Genomic DNA, 21,575 nt, shown 5'->3' with positions numbered 1-21,575 from the left:
CAGCCAAATACCATTCAATCTCAGACAGCATTCGTTTACTGTGTTGATTGGTTACGAAGCTTTGCTGGTCACTGCACGATCTAAGATGCGACGTGATACGTCAAGATCATTCGTGCCGTGCTCACCCAGTTTGACCATTTTATGAGATTCGAGCTGCTTAATAATAGGGTCAATTGCTGACTGGTCTAATTCAGCATCTTCTAAACTGACTGGTAAACCAAGCTCGCGGAAGAAGTTCTCAGTATTGACAATCGCTGTCTCAATGATGGTGTCATCGTCTTGAGTGCTATCAGTAAGGTTCCAGACATTGCGTGCATACTGGAGCAGTTTGTCTTTTTTGCTGTCTTTTAGCTCACGTAGCACTGAGGGTAAGACGATGGTGAGCGTACGTGCATGATCAATGGCGTGCAATGAAGTTAGTTCGTGACCAATCATATGCGTCGTCCAATCTTGTGGCACACCAGTACCAATCAGACCGTTCAATGCCATGGTCGCGGTCCACATGATGTTTTTACGCGTTTCCATGTTTTCTGGATCTTTTTTGACGGCAGGGCCTTCTTCAATCAAGATTTTTAGTAAGCTCTCAGCGAAAGCATCTTGCACTTTTGCATTGACTGGGTAAGTCAAATACTGCTCCATAACATGGACAAAGGCATCTGCAACACCGTTCATTACTTGACGTTCAGGCAATGTTAAGGTTTTCGTTGGATCTAAGATTGAGAATTTAGGGAAGGCCAATGGGTTACCAAAGGGCAGTTTTGCCTGACGTTCGCTATAGTTGACGACACCGCCTGAGTTCATCTCTGAGCCCGTTGCTGGAATGGTCAATACAGCACCTAAATCAACGGCAGAGTCGATATTTCTGCAATAGCTGGTCAATGCATCCCATGCTTGCTCACGTGAGACAGACCCATCTTCTTCAGTTAATGAAGACACAAGCGCGACAAACTTACTGCCATCAATGACTGAACCGCCACCGACTGCTAATAAGAAGTCAATGTTATGTTCATTGACCATGTCAGCTGCTTTCAATAAAGTCACAAATTCTGGATTGGGCTCGATACCACCAAACTCAAAAATTTCACGATTGCCACTGGCTGTTAACGCTTCTTTAACTTCATCTAAAGTACCAGTGCGCTGAGCTGAGCCGCCACCGTAAGTAATGAGGACGCGAGCATCAGTAGGGACGAGCTCTGATAGTTGTTTGATTTGGCCTTCACCAAAAACGATACGTACTGGGTTGTAATATTGGAAGTTGTTCATAATTTTCCTAAAGGTTGTAGAGTGTATGTCTTACGTTTTAAAACTAAAATTCGTGATGCGTGTTCTAAACATCTGCACGCATTGTACATGAATTAGACCGGTCGTCTAGAGCTTGACCGTGAATAGTTACAAAACTATCGTAAAGCAAATGGTATGAATCTAATGAATGACTATCTATAACCACGGTGCGTTTTTATCAGAAACGTATAATCTAATTTATCAGAAGCATAGACCTAATTAGAGACGTACAGCTTCATGAAAAACAGACGGCTTCATTGAAAAAGCACCGTGAGTGACAGTGTGTGATGATAGTGTGTGCTGACAGTTAGCGACCCAGTTGCGAAGTCGTCATTTGCCAGACTTCTGCAAGTGGGGTATTGGTTTGGCTGGTTTTAGCGATTAAGCTGGCGCCAAGCCACGCAAAGTACCAGCGCTTCGCCATACTCTCAGCAGCGATATTGTCGAGTTGTGGTACAGAGCCATCAGCCCAACCAGCCTTTATTTGTGTGGCAAGCCAAGTGACGGTTTGCTGATAGCCAGCGTTTAAGGCCTCACGCATTGTCTCTGACATATCTGCCACCTCTGCGCTAAGCTTGACGACCAAGCACTTCCCATGGTCACAGCCATTTTGCTGAGTGTCATACCAGTTTTGAAAGTAGTTATACAGTTTTTGCTGGGCACTTACATCTTGTTCGCCGATCGTTTCTAAACGATTTTTATAATTAAAAAAATAATCACCGATGATTGCCTCACCGAAAGCTTCTTTTGATTCAAAGTAATGATAAAAGGAGCCTTTGGGCACCCCTGCGGTATCCAGTATTTGTTTGATACCAACGGCTGTGAAGCCTTTTTTGGCAATAAGCTGGTAGCCTGTGGCTAATAGGTGGGCTTTAGTATCTGATGAAGTGGTCGTTGTAATAGTAGACATAAAGATAATGTCCTCCTGAGATTTTTTTGATAATTGGGATGGAATAGTTTGTGCAAAATTAAGTTGTGCAAATAGCATATTCGATTATAAAGTGCTTCATTGGTAGGTTTGGGCGAGATATAGATCATTACTTTTAACGCTCTCTTTCAACGTATTTTATTTGGCGTTACGTTTATTCAACAATCTTTAATGATAAATTATTCTCGTTTTCATGATGCCTATGGTAGCATTAGACCAGTCGTCTAGCAAGTTGCGTTTTATAACGGCTTATAACTGAGGTTTTAGTAGGCACTCATTTTTGAGATGCTGACGAAATTTTTTTAGCCCATCTAGATGACTATCGAGGGAATTGAAGACGTGCCCTAGTAGCAGCGTTCATTAATTGCATCAATTAATTGCATCATTAGTCATCTAGATACTTGCTAGCTCAACCACTTTATTTCACAACCATAAAATAAATAAGGATAATTCTGTCAACCGATACCAATAAAACTGGCGTCTATAATGATTTTCATCTGCAATATATCGCAGGCTCATGGCAACAGGGTAAAGACGATAGCGTCAATACCAACACCAATCCCTTCAATGGCGACACGCTGGTCGAGATTCAACAGGCGACCAAAGATCAGCTCGATGAAGCTTATAAGGCGGCAAATGCGGCACAAAAAGAATGGGCGCAAAAGACGCCAGCTGAGCGTGCCAGTTTAATTTATAACGTCGTCAATGTCTTAGATCAGCGTCAAGACGAGATTGTCGATTGGCTCATCAAGGAGTCGGGTAGTACGCGTATCAAAGCAATGGTAGAGTTCGGTAGTGCGCGGGCGATTACACTTGAGGCCGCAAGCTTTCCTAACCGTGTCCATGGTGAGATTCGTGCATCGAATACACCTGGCAAAGAAAACTTCGTCTACCGTGAGCCAATCGGTGTCGTGGCCGTCATTAGCCCATGGAACTTTCCACTACATCTTACCCAACGCTCTATCGCGCCTGCCTTAGCACTCGGTAATGCGGTCGTACTCAAGCCTGCAAGTGATACACCTATTACGGGTGGTTTATTGTTAGCAAAAGTATTCGAAGAAGCGGGTCTGCCAAAAGGACTGCTTAACGTCGTCGTCGGTGCTGGTAGTGAGATAGGGGACGCCATCGTCACTCATGATATTCCAAGCTTTGTCTCATTTACCGGTTCAACCTCAGTTGGCAAACATATTGGCGAGCTGGCCAATGGTGGTGATTACATCAAACAAGTCGCGCTTGAGCTCGGTGGTAATAGCCCATTTGTGGTATTAAAGGATGCTGATATTGAGCAAGCGGTAAAAGCCGCCGCCTTTGGTAAGTTCCTGCATCAAGGTCAAATCTGTCTCGCTATCAACCGTATTATCGTTGAAGACGAGATTTATGATGACTTTGTAGAGCGCTTCTTAGCGCACGTTAAAACCTTAAACGTTGGTGATCCAAGCAAGCAAGATACGGCAGTCGGTCCAATTATTAATGAAAAACAAGTCAAATCGCTGAAAGAAAAAATCGCTAAAGCACAGGAAGAAGGTGCCAAAATGATTTTGAGTGCTGAGATTAAAGGTCAAGTCGTACCGCCGCATATCTTTACTGAAGTGACTCGCGAGATGGATTTGTCACGTAATGAGGTGTTCGGACCATTGGTTGGTATTATTCGTGCCAAAGATGAGGAGGATGCGTTATCGATAGCCAATGACTCCATGTATGGTTTATCTAGTGCGGTATTTACAGCAGATATGCAAAAAGGTCTGCGCTTTGCTCGCGGTATCAGAGCGGGCATGACCCATATTAATGATATCTCAGTCAATGATGAGAGCAACATGCCATTTGGCGGCGAAAAAAACTCAGGTATTGGTCGCTTCAATGGTGAGTGGATACTGGAAGAGTTTACCAGAACGCATTGGATATCAATGCAAAACGAACCGCGTCAATATCCATTCTAATTTAGCCGTTTTAGCTAGTCTTTTTAACTAGCTGTTTTAATAGTATGTTCTAGTCGAGTTAGAATTGTTAATAATGAAAAAGACCGCTTTTATAGCGGTCTTTTTTTTGTGAGTGTCAGCTGTCATTGTGAATCGCTTTATCTAAAAACAGGCTATCGAGAATGAAAACCTAGCAAAGCTTCAATCTCTTCAATAGTTATCTTTCTAACGAGCGCTTGCTCTTCTACTGATAGGCGATTGGTATGTTCTTTTATCATCGTATGGATGCTACGGGAGATCTCAGATGTCGTTGCATAATACATTTGCGGCTGTTCTTTGGTCAGCGTCATCAAAAACTTATTAACGATTTTACGCTTTTCAGCAGGTGCATTTTCTTCAGTCATAGTATTCTCCTAAGTGTCCACCATTTAATCAGCCCACTCAAGTAGAGTCAATGCTAGCGATTACAGTAGCTGCAAAAAGGCAGGTATTTAACACGTCCTATACTGTATCGCTTTTTTTAAAATATTATAGTCATAGCGTAGGGGCTTTTAAATTCTAAAGGATAAGCATGAGCAATCAGTTAGTAGCTAATGAGTCAGGTGAAAAAACAGTATTAATGCTGTTTCATAATGATCTGCGCGTGCATGACAATGCGACTTTGAGTCACGCTGCAGCGTTGGCTGATAGTGGGTCTTTAATAATGGTTTATGCGTCGGAGTTGACCGATAGTCAAACGCCAAACTGGGGGCAAGCTTATCACTTTGATGAGAGGGGATTGGCGCGCCAGCAATTCTTAATGGAAAGTTTGGCAGATTTGGAGTCATCGATACAGCGTTTAGGCAATAGGTTGTTGCACTTAAATCAAGATAAAAAAGCAGACGAAGATGCGTTTACCCATCTGTGTCAGCTTATTGAATCACAAAATGTTAGTGATATCTGCGTTAGTAACACCGCCGACTACGCTCAGAATTTGGCTTATAAAGCGCTACGAAATAAGTATCCACAAATCATTTGGCACTATCAATCGACCGCAACGCTTTTTGCCTCAATGCCAACTCAAGAGCTACCCAAAAGCTTTACTCAGTTTCGTAAAAAAGTAGAGTATGAGCATAATCTATTGAGCGCTCAAGACGATCTTGCCATTTGTCAAACCCCTACTAAGTTACCACCTATGCCTAAAACGCTAGATAGTAGCCATTATATTTTTGAATCCAAAACATTTGATAAATCTGTACAGTTAGAGCCAAACTTCAAAGGCGGAGAAGGGCAGGCACTTGTACATCTAAATAATTATTTCAAGTCGGATGCGCCAAGTCGCTATAAGACCACTCGTAATGCGCTCGATACTTGGACTGACTCAACAAAGTTCTCGCCGTGGCTGGCTAACGGTTCACTATCGGTCAAAGTCTTATTAAACCGTTTGCGTCAGTACGAGCAGGAAGTGATCGCTAATGACTCGACGTACTGGATATGGTTTGAGTTGTTATGGCGCGAGTATTTTTACTGGTATGGCGTCACTCATGACAAGGAATTATTTTTATTCAAAGGTATCAGTCATCAAGCACCAGCCAATCGTCATAATCAACAGCGCTTGGAGGCGTGGCAAAATGGCGAAACGAGATATCCTATTATCAATGCCTGTATGAAGCAGTTGAATAGCACAGGATATATGTCAAATCGCGGTCGACAACTGGTTGCAAGCGCCTTTATTCACGAATTGGGACTTGATTGGCGCTACGGTGCGACTTATTTTGAGCAGCAGTTGATTGATTATGACGTCTGCAGTAATTGGGGCAATTGGCAGTATCTAGCTGGAGTCGGCGCTGACCCTAGAGGATGTCGTCAGTTCAATCTAAAAAAACAAATGCAGCAGCATGATCCAGCAGGCGTGTTTATGGATAAATGGTTGTCTTAAATATTTCTTATCAGCTCAAATAACATATAAGTATGACTTATGAAAAAACCCAGTCCTTATTTAACGTTTGCCGGCGTCATTCCGTTCGTTGCCTGCGCCATCTTTATCACTATGGGCATTGACGCTATACGGGTACTGGGCGCAACCACGCAGATTCTTTCAGTCTATGGGTTAGTCATTGCCTCATTTATGGCAGGCGCGCATTGGGGCAATCATCTGGGGTTGGCTGATAACCATCCGTGGGCTGTCAAGCTACCTGTGCTCAGCAATATTATTGCGCTGCTGCTATGGCTTGGCTTTCTAAGCCTATCAACGACGGGTTTTATCTGGTTGCTTATAATTGGCTTCATTTGTCTGCTGCTCATTGATTATGGTTTACGTCGCGCTGATATTATTGATAATAAGTATTTTAAAGTTAGAAAGTACGTGACCCTAATCGTGGTTTTTTCTTTGTTTGTAGCCGCTATACAAATCTAAGGACTACTTGCTTAGCATCTGTATTACTTTATCAAATAGACATTAAAAAAGGCTATCACTCTAGTCGCCTTTGTTGTATGCATTCATCATTTTATAAGCTATCAAGTGCATTGCGCATATTGTATAATTTATAACATTCATTTAATATGAACTTTTAAGTAAGCGATTTAAATCAATTCTAAGAAGACTGCTATGCACTCTATCAAGCTACCGAGTAAAGCACCATACTCTCCACATCCTATTCTTAACCTCAGCTTTCGCCTATTTTTTAGTGCTGCGGCAGTATTTGCGATTATCATGATGGTGTTGTGGTCGTTTGTGTTTACCGGACATACCGACATCGATGCTCAGGTTTTAAACCCGCTGTACTGGCACGGTCACGAGATGATTTATGGTTATGCACTCGCTGTGGTGGCGGGTTTTTTACTGACGGCAGTAAAGACATGGACAGGAGTGATGATGCCGCATGGTTATTCGCTACTGGCAATCTTTGCTTGTTGGTTGCTGGCGCGTTTAGGATGGTTGGCTTTTGGGCTTGGCGTCACCATTGCAGGAAGTAGTGCATGGTTATTATATGCAGCGGCATTATTTGATTTGTTGTTTGTCGGCTCGATGGCTTTCGTTATATTTCGCGCAGTGCTACAAGTCAAACAATACAAACAAATGGGAATTTTGGCCAAGCTGGCGCTACTAACACTGGGTAACGGTCTGTGCTACTGGGGTATTATAAGCGCAGACATGAGTACGACCAGAGTAGGTATCTACTTGGGCTTTTACTTAATCATTGGCTTAGTGCTAACTATTGGGCGGCGAGTAGTCCCTTTCTTTATTGAGCGCGGATTAAGTGGGGCTGGCACTGGCACTATAACGCTACGAAATAGTAAAATTCAGGATATTGCCAGCTTGGCTTTTTTCTTCGCTTTCTTTTTGGCCGATTTGTTTTATCCTAATAAGTATTTGCTGACGATCACGGCACTTGGCGTAGCCGTGGTCAATATCATTCGTTTGTTGGGATGGTATAATCGCGGTATTTGGCAAAAGCCACTGCTGTGGTCATTATATATTGCCTTTTTGGGAATGTGTCTGAGTTTCCTGCTCTACGCTTTGCAGCCTTGGCTGGGCTACGCGCATAGTATTGCGCTGCACGGATTGGCCATTGCAGGGGTTGGGATGATGACGGTGGCGATGATGACGCGGGTATCGCTTGGACACACGGGCCGCAGTATTCATCAGCCACCAAAGAGCGTGAATGTCGTATACATTCTGATGATACTGGTATTTGTCAGCCGAGTGTTATTACCGCTGGTTGATATGAATCATTATTTGTTATGGATTATGGTGGCACAAAGCGCGTGGATTGCTTGCTTTGTACTGTTCTGCATCAGTTATTTACCGATGCTAGCACGACCAAGACCAGACGGCTTGTTTGGATAATATGCATTAGAGCAAAAATTTCGAAAACGTATAATATGAAAGCATTAACTTTTAATAATCTCAAACTAGACAGGAGCGCGAATCAATGCGACTAACCAATTATAGTGACTACGCGCTGCGCTCATTGATTTATTTAGCGGTGAAACCAGATCAGCATTCACTGGCCAACATCAGTGATATCGCCAACAGCTATAATATCTCAAAAAGTCATTTAACAAAGATTATTCATCAGCTCGGTCAGCTTGGCTATATCGATAGCGTGCGTGGCAAAAACGGTGGTATCCGGCTGGCATGCGCGCCAAAAGACATCAACTTGGGCGTATTGATTAAGCAGATCGAACCAGATTTTGCGTTAGTAGAATGTTTTGCGACGCATTTGCCCAATGGCGAGCGCCAAGCGCATGCAAAAGGATTACCCATTACGCTAATAGATGAGTCCGCACCTACCTCTAAGGTAGGCTGTGTGATTAGTCCAGTTAAGGTAGGCTGTGTGATTAGTCCAGTTTGTCAATTAAAAGGGGTGTTTTTTGAAGCGCTGACTGCCTTTATTGCGGTGCTTGAGCGCTATACATTGGCTGATGTGATGAATAATGAAGCGGAGTTGGCCGCATTATTGTCTTAAATTGCTTTACCATCAAAATCATTCTGTTCAAGGTTTTGGAAATAGACCCTATAATAATAAATTCATAAAAAAGCCGCTGATAATAGCGGCCTTTTTGCATTGAAAATTTTAGATACTGATAAGCTTTAAGCGCTTTCTAGTTTAGGACGCGCTTTATCAATGGTTTTTAACAATGCGGCGGTGAATTCGCCTGCTTCAAACTCGATCATATGGGTATGTGCCGCGCAAAAATGACGGACATCCCAATCATGAGCCAAGCTTGTTGCCCAGTCGCAATACTGTTTGCCAGCATTAGTTTCATTCTTCAGGGCTTTTTCGGTATCAGGTTGCAGTAGTACGTCAGGCAACACGGCATCTAGTAGCTTTAAAGGTGGCGTCACAAAGGTATCATCGACGTGCAAGCTGCGGCTGTCAGGATGATAAACCAATAGCGAACCAGCATGAATCTTTTCATCAGGCGCAATATAATAAATGCCCTTGGGTAAAGAGAAAGCCAGCTCAGGATAGCGCTGAGCTACTGCTTCGCTTTCAACCAAATCATCTGCCCATGCTACCTCTGGCACTTGTTCGGCATGACGGCTACTACCGTAAAATATAGCCTTTGGAAAGTCCTTGGCCATTTGCGCACAGTGTACCGTATGGAAGGGGTGGACATTGAGCACCGCCTCGACATCTTGACCGTCATTGGTCAATGCCATGACCTGAGCACGAACCTCATCGGTCAACGTATAGCTGTCCAAGAATACAAACTTTCCTGACTGTAAGCGTACCAAAGAGCATTGCGCGCCTATATTAACGACACCGCCTATTTTAAACGAGCCGCGTATGTTCCAAAAGCCTGAGCCCAAATCATGAATCTCGTCTGACATAGTTATTATTCCTTTTCATTTTTATTTATCATAACGGTACTAATCATAACCGTTCTACGGCGTTACGCCTGCTCAAGCTTAGGACGCGCTTTGCTTACTGCCTTGACTAACGCCTTTTCAAATTCACCTTCTGCAAAGGTTGTTAACTCTGAGTGCGCTGCGCAAAAGTGACGCACATCACGCCACTCATGAGCCAAGCTCGTTGCCCAGTCGCAATACTGTTTACCAGCATCAGGCTCGTTTTTTAGCGCTTTTTTGGTCGTTGGGTGCAACATTATCTCGGGTAGCACCGCGCGCAGTAACTTTGATGGTGGATTCATAAAAGTATCATCGACGTGTAAGCTTTTGCTGGCAGAATGAAATACCAATAATGAGCCTGCGTGAATCATCTCGTTAGGCGAGATATAATGCACACCTTGGGATAAAGAAAACTCTAGTTCAGGATAGCGCTGTGCCACCGCTTCGCTCTCCACCAAGTCATCTGACCATTGGACCTCAGGTATTTTTTTATGATGGCGGCTACTGCCATACATAGTGGCTTGCGGGAAATCCTTTGCCATCTGTGCGCAGTGAATCGTGTGAAAGGGGTGCAAATTAAGCACCGCTTCGACATCTTGACCGTCATTGGTCAAAGCCATAACCTTGGCACGAATATCACCGGCCAATGCATAGCTGTCCAAAAATATAAAGCGTCCCGATGCCAGCTTGATCAGTGAGCATTGGGTACCGATATTTAAGACGCCGCCTATACGAAAAGTTCCGCGTATGTTCCAGAATCCTGAGCCTAAATCTATAATTTTGTCTGTCATAATTATTTCTCCTTAATTGATCAATGATAAACAGTCTCGCCATGGATAATGACTTAGGACTAGGACACGCTTAAAGTCTGTTATAAAAAAGATGTTATGTGTGGCGATATTCCATCAGCGCAGTGAATTCAAGAGAAATTGTCATTAATAAACGCGCATTCGCTTGGCTTTTTTCACTGCTGATGGGTTTTAATGCTTATAATTTACGCTTATTATTTTATTATTTGTGCTATTTCTTGTGATTGTTTAGACCATTCAAGTTAACTCATTTAAGCCTTCTCAAGCTCAGAACGGGCGCTGTGGATAGTAGACAATAATGCTGCTTCAAATTCACCTTCTTCAAACACTACTAAACCTGAGTGCGCGCCGCAAAAGTGACGCACATCGCGCCAGTCATGTGCCAAATTGATGGCCCAATCGCAATAATTTTTGCCCGCATCTGGTTCATCTCTTAGTGCTTTTATCGTCGTGGCATGTAAGTTTATACCCGCTTGTACCGCATTGAAGCGTTTTGACGGTGGCGTCTCGATGGTATCGTCGACATATAAGCTTTGGCTGGCAGGATGGAATACCAAGAGCGAGCTTGCATGTACCGTATCATCAGGGGCAATATAATGAATGCCTTGCGGTAGTGAAAATTCAAGCTCAGGATAACGCTCGGCGACCGCTGCACTTTCAACGTAATCCTCACTCCAGGTTACTTCTGGCACTTCTTTATGATGACGTGCACTCCCGTAAAATAGAGCATGTGGAAAGTCTTTTGCCACTCGCGCACAGTGCACCGTATGAAAAGGATGTACGTTGAGTACGGCTTCTATGTCCTGCCCATTGTTGGTCAGCGCCATCACTTGCGCGCGGACGTCACCCGTGAGCGTATAGCTGTCTAGCAGCACAAACTTTCCAGAGTGTAACTTTACTAAGGCTGATTGATTGCCTATATCGATCATGCCTTGTCTCACGAACGAGCCGCGAATGTTCCAAAAACCTGCACCCAAATCATGTATCTGGTCTTCCATTGTAGATAATCCTCTTTAAATCATAGCTGAATTCGATAGCTAAATTCGAATGTTCTTAGACCTAATATACGCAAATAAAGGGAGACTTAAAGCAAATGTCACCATTCCTATACACCGCTTTACGGACAGTCTTTATAATTGTAAGCAGAAATGCGCGGGTTTTTGCTATAGTTTTCGTTGGCACATAAAAACTTATCGAAGCGTGTGTCATTATTAATATGGCGCTGCATCCACGCGATGCCAGGCTTACTCAGCAATATCTCGTTAAAGCGGTAACTTGGACAAAAGTGGCTACCATTGTTTACTTCAACTATCATTTTGGGGCCGGTGGCATTTTTATAGAAAGCGTTGCTATATTTATTGTTAGGCGCAATCCGATCATGCTCGCAGGTAATGACTAAGGTTGGCGTTTTTACCGCGCCATAGCTTTTGTTATGGTAGGGTGCTAGTGGCATGATGGCTCGTACTGTGCTGCGCTCCGTTGCCAGTCTAAGCGCACCGCCGCCGCCCATCGACCAGCCAATAGCACCCAACCGCGTAGGATCTATCATGCTGCCGACGGTGTCATCAGCGATCATGTGGTCGAGCGCGGCGTTCAATTGAGCCGCTCTGCTATCTGGATCGTCATAGATAGAGTGGGTATTGATAGTGATAACGACGAAGCCCCAAGATGCCAGACGCGGCCCCCACCATTTAATAGCAGCCTCGTAAGACACATAACCCGGAACCACAGCGATAGCGCCTAACAGACCGCAGCCGCTAGCATTGGTCGGGTAGTGAATCGTACCACCACCGAAACCCTTTGCTGACTGTCGCGAAACGCGTTTGGTGCGGACAGAGAAGGGACCATTATCACGAGTATCTGACAGAGAATCTGCCGTGATTGCGCTATCTGCAATACAGTCTGATGGCATCGCTGGTACTGCTGATACTGATGGTAATGCTTCGTTTACTGTATGAATTTTAGTCTCAGATAGGCTGAGTTCAGCCAAAGTCGGCATAGAAAAAAACAACGCGCCCGTGACAATAATAGCTTTTGCAAGCCCAGCATTTTTTATCATGATAAACATTCTTGTATGTGAGGGTTGTATAATTTTGATTGGCTTAGCTATTGGTTTTTTATTCTATTTTTGACGCTATACCTGATAAGGCAAAATAATAGTAGACATTAATCTTTTAATTGTCAAAGCCATAAACCGCCTGCACGGTATCGAATGCGACTAGGCTACAATGCCAATTTGAAGGTAAAGCGTGGCTAATGTTAAGTAGCGCGGCTAATTTTAAGCAAAGGTATTTCTATAAATGGCGGCGCTATGATATAAAGAAAAATGGCAGTATTTTTTGGTCAAATAACAAGGCTAATGTAGCGCCAATAACACATCTAAAACTGAGTATGAGGTCTGATGTGGTAACATAACTCGCTTGTCTTTAGGATAAATATTTATCATTTAAGAGGTGTTTAGTATTTAAGAAGTATTTACTATTTAAAAATACCATTTTATCCTATAGATTTATCATATAACGCTTTTAGTATCTATAGTCAGTGAAAAGTAATATCGAACCATCACGCACTACTGATATCCATTTTCCTTGCTTGCTGTGCCTGTGCAGACAGAGGCTACAAAAAATTGATATCAGCAAGCAATACCGTCGCGTTTTTAGGATATTTTGACTATAGCTGTATCAACCATCTTTCATCCAAGTCAATAACAGGTATTTATCACTGTCATGGCATAACCAATATAGTCAGCCTCCTTGTGAATCATTCTACTGATCAGACCCAATATACCGCCCCACAGCCTTCCACTTCGCCAAATGGTTCTACGTCATGGGTTTTAAAACTCACCTTTGGCTTGATTGGCATGTTTGCTTTTTTACAAGTGTATTCTATTCAAGCGGTGCTACCTGTCCTGATGCTAGATTTTGCGGCGACTGAAGTCCAAGCGGGCATGATCGTTGGAGCAACTGTGTTAGCGATTGCTATCATGTCACCGTTTTTGGGTATGCTCTCTGATGCCGTGGGGCGCAAGTCATTTATTGTGGCGGCCTTATTGTTTTTAGCGATACCGACCGCGTTGATTGCACAAAGCCCTAGCATCGGCTGGATGGGCATATGGCGCTTTATACAAGGCTTATCCGTACCCGGTATTACTGTGGTGACGATTGCCTACATCGGAGAGGAGTTTGAGGGACGCGCAGTCACTGAGCTGATGTCTTTTTATGTCTCAGGCTCGGTCTTTGGTGGCTTTATGGGACGGTTTTTGCTTGGACATTTACACGAGCTCATCGGCTGGCGCGCAGGCTACTATGTGATGGCAGCGATGACGCTGATTGGTGCGCTCTGGGTTGGTAAAATGCTGCCCTCGTCGCGTCACTTTGAGGCCAATCCAAACTTTCGCTCAGCGATACAGACGCTCGGCGAGCATCTGACCAATCGTTATGTGGTCACTGCTTGCTTGCTTGGTGCCTGCGTTCTGTTCTCCCTAGTTGGTTGTTTTACCTTTATCAATTTGCACCTAGCAGGCACGCCATATGAGCTTAGTACGGGCGCACTGGCCAATATTTTTGCAGTGTATTTAATTGGGGTAGTCATTACGCCGTTATCAACCAATTTACTGCGTCGATTTGGTTCAGCACGTACGGTTCGGGTGGCCGTGGTTGTTTCAATGCTTGGAGTATTATTGACGCTTGTGGCACCACTTTGGGGTATTGTCGTAGGACTGGCGATTATGTCCTCGGGCGTGTTTGTCACGCAGGCTGCGACCATCAGCTATATCGCGGTCAATGTGAAAAAAGGGCGCTCACTGGCTTCTGGCTTATACTATATGGCCTATTATACAGGCGGTACCTTAGGGGCATGGCTGTGCGGCATCGCCTATGCGCGCGGTCAATGGTCGCTTACCGTATGGTTATTATTATTCGTGCAAGTATTGGCATTATTAGTCGCTAGCTTTGGCATGATAAAAACCAAAACTCGTACTACTTAACCTATATAGCCAATAAAAAAGGGCAGGAAAATCACTGTTGCTGTTTCAGTACTTACGCAAGCAGCCTTTACATATAAGCGGTTTTTTCTTACTATCAGTATCAGGCTTATCGAACATATCTTTTATTAAAACAATAATTTTAGTTTGCCTCAAACCCTTTAATAGCCATTAAAATTATCAAAAATACTCAACAAGGACGTCGGATTTATGTCAAACATTTACCACAGCGCACCAGCTGCTTATGAGTTTCCACTTCTGATCAAGCAATTGTTAAACCGTGCCAAAACCGTCTCACAAGATCAAGAAATCGTTTATGCGGATAAAAAACGCTTCACTTATAAAGATCTGTTTAATCGTATCAATCGCTTAGCGAACGTTTTAGCCGACTTGAATCTCGCTACTGGTGATGTGGTCGCCGTCATGGATTGGGACAGCCATCGCTATTTAGAATCCTACTTTGCAGTGCCGATGTCGCAGTATATTTTGCAGACCGTCAATATCCGCTTATCACCAGAAAAAGTGCTGTACACCATTAATCATGCGAAACCAAAAGTGCTGATGCTGAACTCTGAGTTTGCCGCACTGGTGAAGGATTATCAGTTTGAGAACTCTAGTATCGAGCATATCATCTGGCTAGATGACAATGGCATGACAGTAGAAGGGGTCTTTGGTGACAACCAAAGTCGCGTAACGGGTGAGTATGAGGCATTGCTCGAAGCCGCTGATGACACCTTTGACTTCCAAGATTTTGATGAAAACACCATTGCGACGACTTTTTATACTTCGGGCACCACAGGCGACCCAAAGGGCGTGTTTTTTAGCCATCGTCAGCTAGTGCTACATAGTATGGCAGAAGCCGCCACCCTAGGTATGTTGCCGAACAAACAAGGCGTGAGTAACGGCGATGTTTATATGCCGATGACGCCGATGTTCCATGTGCATGCATGGGGTTTCCCGTTTACCGCGACGATGGTCGGTCTCAAGCAGGTCTATCCGGGACGCTATGCGCCTGATACTTTGCTGGATTTAATCATTAAAGAAAAAGTCAGTATCACCCATTGTGTGCCGACGATTTTGCAAATGGTACTCAAAGAAGCGCAAGATCGTGGGGCCAGCTTTAACGGTCTAAAAATGATCATCGGTGGTTCAAGATTGACCGAAGGCTTAGCAAAGTCTGCATTGGCGCAAGATATCGAAGTCTATACGGGCTATGGTATGTCAGAGACGGCGCCGCTTATTAGCTTGACAGAGTTTAGCCTCAACGAACCAGAAATGACGGAAGAAGAAGATATTTCTCGCCGTTGTATGACTGGTAAGCCAGTGGTCATGGTCGATGCACAGGTATGGGGCGAAAACAATCAATCGGTGGGTACGGGTGAAGAAAATACAGGTGAGCTGGTACTGCGCGCACCGTGGTTGACCCAGAGCTATCTGAAAAATGACGATGCAGGCAAAGAGCTGTGGGAAAACGGCTACATGCATACTCAAGATATCGCCTATGTCCGTCCTGATGGCTACATTAGAATCACCGATCGTCTAAAAGATGTGATTAAGTCAGGCGGCGAATGGATATCATCGCTTGAGATTGAGACGATTTTATCCCTGCATCCAGCAGTGGCTGATGTGTCAGTTATTGGCGTTCGCGATAAGCAGTGGGGCGAGCGTCCATTGGCCTTGGTGGTACTCAAGCCTGATTGCCAAGATACCAAGGTGGAGGACATCAAAGCCATCGCTGAGAAAGCGGTAGAGCGCGGTATCATTCCTAAATATGGTGTGCCCAGTCAGTTTAAGTTCGTTGATGAGTTGCCCAAAACTTCTGTAGGCAAACATGACAAAAAAGTCATGCGTGAGATGTATGCCGATCAGACCGAGGTATAACGTTACCGGTCCACTTTTTTAAAGCTATAGGCTGTTAAGGTATTTGAATGCTGATGATAATCAAACAGATTAGACGCTTAATAGTTGACCTTTATTGTTAGCTCTGCTACATTTTAAACCGATACATAATGTATCGGTTTTTCAGTTCTGGCACGGATGACCAGTACCTTATTACGATATTATTTATCACCGCTATATTTACAATTATATTGCATCATATCTTGTTTACGCTAAGGACAGCTATTATGAGCGACCCAATCAAAAACCAAGCCACAACCCAACCTTCTCAAAATGGCCAAACTCAAGTCACTCAGACTCCAAGCTTTGCTGATATTTATCACGATTCTATTAACGACCGTGAGCAGTTTTGGGCAGAGCAAGCCAAGCGTATCTACTGGCATAAAGAGCCTGAGCAAATCCTCGATGACAGCAATTTGCCTTTTGCCAAATGGTACGTCGGCGGTGAGACCAACCTTTGCTATAACTGTGTCGATCGCCATCTGGCAGAGCGTGCAGAGCAAGATGCCTTTATTTGGCTATCCTCTGAGATTAACCAAGAGTTAGTAGCAACATTCCCAGCAGTCGTCGATGCCTTTAGCGATTTAGGCAATAACGTCGAGTTTTATACCGACTATACCAAGCGCCGCCTGACTTATAACGATTTGTATAAAGAAGTGAATTACTTCGCCGATGTGCTACAGCGTCATGGTATCGAGAAGGGCGATCGTGTCATTATCTATATGCCAATGATTTTGGAGGCCGCTTATGCGATGCTAGCATGTGCTCGTATTGGCGCAGTTCATTCTGTAGTCTTCGGTGGCTTTGCCGCGCACAACCTAGCGATTCGTATGGACGATGCTGAGGCAAAAATGGTCATTACGGTAGATTCAGGATTGCGCGGTGGCAAGGTTATCAACTATAAAAACCTCGTCGATCAAGGTGTTGAACAAGCCACTGTGAAGCCTGAGCATGTGCTGGTCGTCAATCGAGGTATCTTGCCTTATGAGCCAAAAGCTATCGATGTCGATTATGCAACCCAACGCCGTATCAGTTGTGAAGCCAATGCGATTGTCGAGCCAGTGTGGTTAGAATCCAATACGCCATCGTATTTGCTCTATACTTCTGGTACTACGGGTACACCAAAAGGCGTGCAGCGTGATACCGGCGGTCATGCAGTGGCGCTAACAACGTCGATAGATTATATCTACGATGGCAAAGCCGGCGAGACCTTTTGGGCAATATCCGATATCGGTTGGGCAGTGGGGCACTCTTATACCATTTATGCGCCATTGCTCGCTGGCATGACCAGTGTGATGTATGAAGGCTTGCCGCATCGTCCAAACCCTGGTATCTGGTGGCGGATTGTTGAAGCCAACAAGGTTAATATCCTATTTACCGCACCGACGGGTGTGCGTATGCTGAAAAAGCAAGATGAGACGTGGATGACACGCTATGATGTCTCTAGCCTCAAGTCATTCTTTTTAGCAGGCGAGCCACTTGATGAGTCAACGGCCAATTGGCTGACCAAGCATTTAGGGGTACCGATTTTAGATCACTATTGGCAAACAGAGTCTGGCTGGCCGATTTTAAGCAATACGCCCAAATTTAATCATAAACCGCACAAACAAGGCTCGCCCGGTTATCCCATGTATGGTTATGATGCCCACGTCATCAATGAAGAGACCGGCGAGCCTTGCGCGGCTGGTGAAAAGGGTTTGCTAGCGATTAAAGCGCCATTACCACCCGGTTGTCTTACTACGGTATGGCGTAATGATGAGCGCTTTGTCAGCAGTTATTTCGGTCTGTTTGATGGTCAACAGTATTCCACCTCAGACTATGCGGTAACGGATGAAGAAGGTTATTTTTATATTCTCGGTCGTACCGATGATGTGATAAATGTCGCGGGTCATCGTATCGGCACCCAAGAGATTGAGGAGGCAATTAGCATGCATCCAGAGATGGCTGAGTGTGCGGTCGTGGGTATTCAGGATCAGTTAAAAGGCGAGTTGCCCATTGCTTTTTGTGTGCTAAAAGATCATGACCAAGTAGCGACGACCGAAAACCGCTTCCGTCTTGAGCAGCAAGTGATTGGGGCAGTGGTAAAATCTCTTGGTGGTATCGCCAGACCCGCAGCGATTTATTTCCCGCAGGCGCTACCAAAAACGCGCTCGGGCAAAATTTTACGTCGTGCTATTCGTGCTTTAGCGGAAGGTAATGAAACGGGAGATATGTCAACGCTTGATAATCCAACCGCGATTGATGCCATTAAACAATCCATGAAAGACTACTAATACGATGAAGTATTAATTGAAAAAAACCATCTGATTTTAATATCGAAAAAAGCTCATGAATTATCATGGGCTTTTTTTGGCCTAAATGTAGAGACAAGCAGTACACATAAAACACTTGACCCTAAAATTGATTTATTGTTATAGTCAATAATGATACAAAATAAATCACTTTAAAATAAAGCTTTATTCGTAGAAACTTATCGTTTCTAATTCTCTTTATATATATGAAGATACCGTCAAACGGTAATCTTGCAAAAAAGATAAGGATATCTTATGCACCACGTTCAGCAGCTCATCAATGGTCAATTTGTTGATTCTAATACCAGTGAATGGATTGATATCACCGATCCCGCCACTCAAGAAGTCATTGCTAAAGTACCGCAAACCACTGACGATGAAATCAATCAAGCCGTCGCTGCCGCTCAGAAAGCCTTTCAGACGTGGCGCAAAACGCCAATCACCACGCGTGCGCGTATCTTTTTAAAGTATCAAGCACTCATACGCGATCATATGGATGAGCTGGCAGAAATCCTGACAGCAGAGCAGGGCAAGACTATCGCTGACGCTCGCGGTGATGTATTCCGTGGTCTAGAAGTCGTCGAACATGCCGCAGGTATTGCCAATCTGCAAATCGGCGACTTCGTTGAAAACGTCGCCTCAGGCGTAGACACTTATAGCATTTGGCAGCCACTTGGCGTCTGTGCTGGTATCACGCCGTTTAACTTCCCAGCGATGATTCCACTATGGATGTTCCCAATGGCGATTGCTACAGGTAATACATTCATTCTAAAGCCTTCTGAACAAGATCCGATGGTCACCATGCGTTTGGTTGAGTTGGCAGTAGAAGCGGGCGTCCCTGAAGGGGTACTAAACGTGGTTCATGGTGGTAAGGCCACCGTTGATGCTATATGTGATCACCCAGATATCAAAGCGGTTTCATTTGTCGGCTCAACCAACGTTGGCAAGCATGTCTATGAGCGTGCTAGTCAATCTGGCAAGCGTGCCCAGTGCATGATGGGCGCAAAAAACCATGGCGTTATCTTACCTGATGCCAATAAAGAACAAACACTCAACCAGTTAGCGGGTGCCGCATTTGGTGCTGCTGGTCAACGCTGTATGGCGCTGTCAGTTGTAGTGCTAGTCGGTGCAGCAGGTGAGTGGATTGATGATATCAAAGCCAAAGCAACAGGCTTAGTCGTATCCGCAGGTAAGCATGATAAAGACTTAGGTCCACTAATTTCTCCTGCCGCAAAAGCCCGTGTTGAGCATTTGATTGATACAGGGGTAGAAGAAGGGGCGAGCTTGATTCTTGATGGTCGTGGCATTACTGTCGAAGGCTATGAGAAAGGCAACTTTGTAGGACCGACTATCTTTGATAATGTCACAAGTGATATGCAAATTTATCAGCAAGAAATCTTTGGGCCTGTTCTGTGTATCATGCGTGCAGCTGACCTTGATGAAGCGATTGAGCTATTGAATGCCAACCCACATGGTAATGGTACGGCGATCTTTACTCAGTCAGGCGCTGCGGCACATAAATTCCAACAAGATGTGCAAGTCGGTCAAATCGGTATTAACTTACCAATTCCTGTGCCACTACCGATGTTCTCATTCTCAGGCTCGCGTGCTAGTAAACTTGGTGATCTCGGTCCTTATGGTAAGCAGGCGGTACAATTCTACACCCAGACCAAGACGGTTACTGCACGTTGGTTTGATGATGAGGCAAGCCGCGGCGTGAATACCACTATTTCAATGTAATCGTTAATCCACTATATTGGCAGCATCTCAACAACATAGCGACAATCTTACTCAGTATGTTTTTAACAAAGCATGATTTATGATTGTCGTTTTGTCGCTGCTATACTGTATAACGATATTGAACTGATGACTTATTAAACTTTCTTCACCATATTTGCTATGCAAGCACAAGGATGACCCTATGGATTTCTCATTGACCGAAGACCAAATTGCCTTTCGCCAAACCGCTCGGCAATTTGCGCAAAAAGAGCTAAAGCCCAATGCGGCTGAATGGGATCGTACCTCACACTTCCCAGTCGATGTGATTAAGAAATCAGGCGAGCTTGGCTTTTTGGGGCTGTATACCAACCCAGAATATGATGGTTTAGGGCTACCACGCTTAGATTCTGCCATGGTGTTTGAAGAGCTGGCTTGGGGCGATACCGCTGTCGCCGCTTATATGAGTATCCATAACATGGCGGGCTGGATGATCGGTGAGTACGGTAGCGATGCTTTGTGTAAAAAGTATTTACCCAACATGGTCAGCGGTGAATGGCTTGGCAGCTATTGCTTAACTGAGCCAAACGCCGGTTCTGATGCTGCCTCATTACGCACCAAAGCTGATAAGCAAGGCGACCATTATGTACTCAATGGCGAAAAAACCTTTATCTCGGGCGCAGGCTCGACTGACGTCTTAGTGGTCATGGCACGTACAGGCGGTGCAGGCCCAAAAGGGGTTTCAGCATTTGTGGTAGACGCTGACAGCGATGGTATTGAGTATGGTAAAAACGAGCATAAAATGGGTTGGAAAGCGCAGCCGACGCGTACCATCAGCTTTAAAGATGTCAAGGTGCCAGCAGAGAATTTAATCGGCGAGGAAGGCCAAGGTTTTCGCATTGCGATGAAAGGCTTAGATGGTGGTCGTATCAATATTGGTATCTGTGCGGTAGGTACGGCGCAGTCAGCGCTAGAGACAGCGACAAATTACGTCCAAGAGCGTAGCCAGTTTGGTAGCCCGATTGCCAGCTTACAATCAGTACAGTTTAAGCTTGCTGATATGCTTACCCAAACGATTACCGCGCGTCAAATGCTTTATTTAGCGGCTAATAAAGTCGATAACAATGATGGGCAAGCTTCTACCTACTGTGCGATGGCAAAGCGTCTCTCCACTGATCTTTGTTTCGATGTTGCCAATGAGGCCTTACAGCTACATGGTGGCTATGGTTATCTGAATGAGTATCCGCTTGAGCGCCATGTACGAGACTTGCGTGTCCATCAGATTTTGGAAGGCACCAATGAGATTATGCGAGTGATTGTCTCGCGTCAGCTTATGCAGGATGATGCATTGAGTCAATTGCGTTAATCGAAGTACGCAACTATTTTATGGCAATATTTTTATCATGGTATTTTAA

Annotated in this window: 17 protein-coding genes; 10 read left to right on the top strand and 7 right to left on the bottom strand. The window is 44.5% G+C overall.

Annotation, left to right across the window (positions count from 1 at the left end; genetic code table 11):
* Nucleotides 1–51 precede the first annotated feature (51 nt).
* The gene (locus tag HQR03_RS04755; protein WP_173239332.1) at nucleotides 52–1,263 is read right to left on the bottom strand and encodes an iron-containing alcohol dehydrogenase; all 1,212 of its coding nucleotides are present in this window, start codon (nucleotides 1,261–1,263) and stop codon (nucleotides 52–54) included.
* A gap of 325 nt (nucleotides 1,264–1,588) precedes the next feature.
* The gene (locus HQR03_RS04750) at nucleotides 1,589–2,191 is read right to left on the bottom strand and encodes a TetR/AcrR family transcriptional regulator (protein WP_025650670.1); all 603 of its coding nucleotides are present in this window, start codon (nucleotides 2,189–2,191) and stop codon (nucleotides 1,589–1,591) included.
* Between the two features lie 470 nt (nucleotides 2,192–2,661).
* Here HQR03_RS04750 and HQR03_RS04745 point away from each other — a divergent pair, with 470 nt between their 5' ends.
* Nucleotides 2,662–4,146: an aldehyde dehydrogenase family protein gene (locus HQR03_RS04745; protein ID WP_173239374.1), complete on the top strand. Its 1,485-nt coding sequence runs from the start codon at nucleotides 2,662–2,664 to the stop codon at nucleotides 4,144–4,146.
* Nucleotides 4,147–4,298: 152 nt separating this feature from the next.
* On the opposite strand, the gene HQR03_RS04740 is transcribed toward HQR03_RS04745, so the two are convergent.
* Nucleotides 4,299–4,529 (bottom strand): hypothetical protein, encoded by a 231-nt coding sequence (locus tag HQR03_RS04740; RefSeq protein ID WP_025650667.1) that lies wholly within the window; start codon nucleotides 4,527–4,529, stop codon nucleotides 4,299–4,301.
* A 167-nt stretch (nucleotides 4,530–4,696) separates the two neighbouring features.
* Between HQR03_RS04740 and HQR03_RS04735 the strand changes: the two genes are divergently transcribed.
* The 4 genes from HQR03_RS04735 (at nucleotide 4,697) to HQR03_RS04720 (ending at nucleotide 8,576) form a co-directional block, all read left to right on the top strand.
* Nucleotides 4,697–6,043, top strand: a complete 1,347-nt coding sequence (locus HQR03_RS04735) for a DASH family cryptochrome (protein WP_173239331.1) — start codon at nucleotides 4,697–4,699, stop codon at nucleotides 6,041–6,043.
* 39 nt (nucleotides 6,044–6,082) lie between these two features.
* Nucleotides 6,083–6,520, top strand: a complete 438-nt coding sequence (locus tag HQR03_RS04730; protein WP_173239330.1) for a DUF3429 domain-containing protein — start codon at nucleotides 6,083–6,085, stop codon at nucleotides 6,518–6,520.
* Nucleotides 6,521–6,712: 192 nt separating this feature from the next.
* Nucleotides 6,713–7,954, top strand: a complete 1,242-nt coding sequence (locus tag HQR03_RS04725) for an NnrS family protein (protein ID WP_025650664.1) — start codon at nucleotides 6,713–6,715, stop codon at nucleotides 7,952–7,954.
* A gap of 85 nt (nucleotides 7,955–8,039) precedes the next feature.
* A complete protein-coding gene (locus HQR03_RS04720; protein WP_173239329.1) occupies nucleotides 8,040–8,576 on the top strand; it encodes an Rrf2 family transcriptional regulator in 537 nt (178 codons plus the stop codon).
* A 125-nt stretch (nucleotides 8,577–8,701) separates the two neighbouring features.
* On the opposite strand, the gene HQR03_RS04715 is transcribed toward HQR03_RS04720, so the two are convergent.
* From HQR03_RS04715 to HQR03_RS04700, 4 genes are all read right to left on the bottom strand, one after another.
* On the bottom strand, nucleotides 8,702–9,445 hold the full coding sequence (locus HQR03_RS04715) for a hypothetical protein (protein WP_025650662.1): 744 nt from the start codon (nucleotides 9,443–9,445) through the stop codon (nucleotides 8,702–8,704).
* A 62-nt stretch (nucleotides 9,446–9,507) separates the two neighbouring features.
* On the bottom strand, nucleotides 9,508–10,254 hold the full coding sequence (locus HQR03_RS04710) for a hypothetical protein (RefSeq protein WP_173239328.1): 747 nt from the start codon (nucleotides 10,252–10,254) through the stop codon (nucleotides 9,508–9,510).
* A gap of 269 nt (nucleotides 10,255–10,523) precedes the next feature.
* Nucleotides 10,524–11,270 carry a hypothetical protein gene (locus HQR03_RS04705; RefSeq protein WP_025650660.1) on the bottom strand — a complete coding sequence of 249 codons (747 nt, stop codon included), beginning with the start codon at nucleotides 11,268–11,270 and terminating at the stop codon, nucleotides 10,524–10,526.
* Nucleotides 11,271–11,389: 119 nt separating this feature from the next.
* Nucleotides 11,390–12,331 carry a dienelactone hydrolase family protein gene (locus HQR03_RS04700; protein WP_173239327.1) on the bottom strand — a complete coding sequence of 314 codons (942 nt, stop codon included), beginning with the start codon at nucleotides 12,329–12,331 and terminating at the stop codon, nucleotides 11,390–11,392.
* A gap of 792 nt (nucleotides 12,332–13,123) precedes the next feature.
* Between HQR03_RS04700 and HQR03_RS04695 the strand changes: the two genes are divergently transcribed.
* From HQR03_RS04695 to HQR03_RS04675, 5 genes are all read left to right on the top strand, one after another.
* Nucleotides 13,124–14,257, top strand: coding sequence for an MFS transporter (locus tag HQR03_RS04695; protein WP_217271540.1), 1,134 nt, complete (start codon nucleotides 13,124–13,126; stop codon nucleotides 14,255–14,257).
* 207 nt (nucleotides 14,258–14,464) lie between these two features.
* A complete protein-coding gene (locus HQR03_RS04690; protein WP_173239325.1) occupies nucleotides 14,465–16,135 on the top strand; it encodes a fatty acid--CoA ligase in 1,671 nt (556 codons plus the stop codon).
* A gap of 245 nt (nucleotides 16,136–16,380) precedes the next feature.
* On the top strand, nucleotides 16,381–18,426 hold the full coding sequence (locus tag HQR03_RS04685; RefSeq protein ID WP_173239324.1) for a propionate--CoA ligase: 2,046 nt from the start codon (nucleotides 16,381–16,383) through the stop codon (nucleotides 18,424–18,426).
* Between the two features lie 273 nt (nucleotides 18,427–18,699).
* On the top strand, nucleotides 18,700–20,184 hold the full coding sequence (locus tag HQR03_RS04680; protein WP_173239323.1) for a CoA-acylating methylmalonate-semialdehyde dehydrogenase: 1,485 nt from the start codon (nucleotides 18,700–18,702) through the stop codon (nucleotides 20,182–20,184).
* Nucleotides 20,185–20,365: 181 nt separating this feature from the next.
* Nucleotides 20,366–21,526 carry an acyl-CoA dehydrogenase family protein gene (locus tag HQR03_RS04675; RefSeq protein ID WP_173239322.1) on the top strand — a complete coding sequence of 387 codons (1,161 nt, stop codon included), beginning with the start codon at nucleotides 20,366–20,368 and terminating at the stop codon, nucleotides 21,524–21,526.
* The last annotated feature ends 49 nt before the right edge of the window (nucleotides 21,527–21,575 follow it).

Source organism: Psychrobacter okhotskensis, assembly GCF_013248965.1.
GTDB lineage: Bacteria > Pseudomonadota > Gammaproteobacteria > Pseudomonadales > Moraxellaceae > Psychrobacter > Psychrobacter okhotskensis.
This window is presented reverse-complemented; position numbering and strand designations above follow the sequence as displayed.

Excerpts from the sequence above, each read along its gene's own strand:
- HQR03_RS04755 (WP_173239332.1), bottom strand. The coding sequence starts at position 1,263 with ATGAACAACTTCCAATATTACAACCCAGTACGTATCGTTTTTGGTGAA.
- HQR03_RS04750 (WP_025650670.1), bottom strand. The coding sequence starts at position 2,191 with ATGTCTACTATTACAACGACCACTTCATCAGATACTAAAGCCCACCTA.
- HQR03_RS04740 (WP_025650667.1), bottom strand. The coding sequence starts at position 4,529 with ATGACTGAAGAAAATGCACCTGCTGAAAAGCGTAAAATCGTTAATAAG.
- HQR03_RS04735 (WP_173239331.1), top strand. The coding sequence starts at position 4,697 with ATGAGCAATCAGTTAGTAGCTAATGAGTCAGGTGAAAAAACAGTATTA.
- HQR03_RS04730 (WP_173239330.1), top strand. The coding sequence starts at position 6,083 with ATGAAAAAACCCAGTCCTTATTTAACGTTTGCCGGCGTCATTCCGTTC.
- HQR03_RS04725 (WP_025650664.1), top strand. The coding sequence starts at position 6,713 with ATGCACTCTATCAAGCTACCGAGTAAAGCACCATACTCTCCACATCCT.
- HQR03_RS04720 (WP_173239329.1), top strand. The coding sequence starts at position 8,040 with ATGCGACTAACCAATTATAGTGACTACGCGCTGCGCTCATTGATTTAT.
- HQR03_RS04715 (WP_025650662.1), bottom strand. The coding sequence starts at position 9,445 with ATGTCAGACGAGATTCATGATTTGGGCTCAGGCTTTTGGAACATACGC.
- HQR03_RS04710 (WP_173239328.1), bottom strand. The coding sequence starts at position 10,254 with ATGACAGACAAAATTATAGATTTAGGCTCAGGATTCTGGAACATACGC.
- HQR03_RS04705 (WP_025650660.1), bottom strand. The coding sequence starts at position 11,270 with ATGGAAGACCAGATACATGATTTGGGTGCAGGTTTTTGGAACATTCGC.
- HQR03_RS04700 (WP_173239327.1), bottom strand. The coding sequence starts at position 12,331 with ATGATAAAAAATGCTGGGCTTGCAAAAGCTATTATTGTCACGGGCGCG.
- HQR03_RS04690 (WP_173239325.1), top strand. The coding sequence starts at position 14,465 with ATGTCAAACATTTACCACAGCGCACCAGCTGCTTATGAGTTTCCACTT.
- HQR03_RS04685 (WP_173239324.1), top strand. The coding sequence starts at position 16,381 with ATGAGCGACCCAATCAAAAACCAAGCCACAACCCAACCTTCTCAAAAT.
- HQR03_RS04680 (WP_173239323.1), top strand. The coding sequence starts at position 18,700 with ATGCACCACGTTCAGCAGCTCATCAATGGTCAATTTGTTGATTCTAAT.
- HQR03_RS04675 (WP_173239322.1), top strand. The coding sequence starts at position 20,366 with ATGGATTTCTCATTGACCGAAGACCAAATTGCCTTTCGCCAAACCGCT.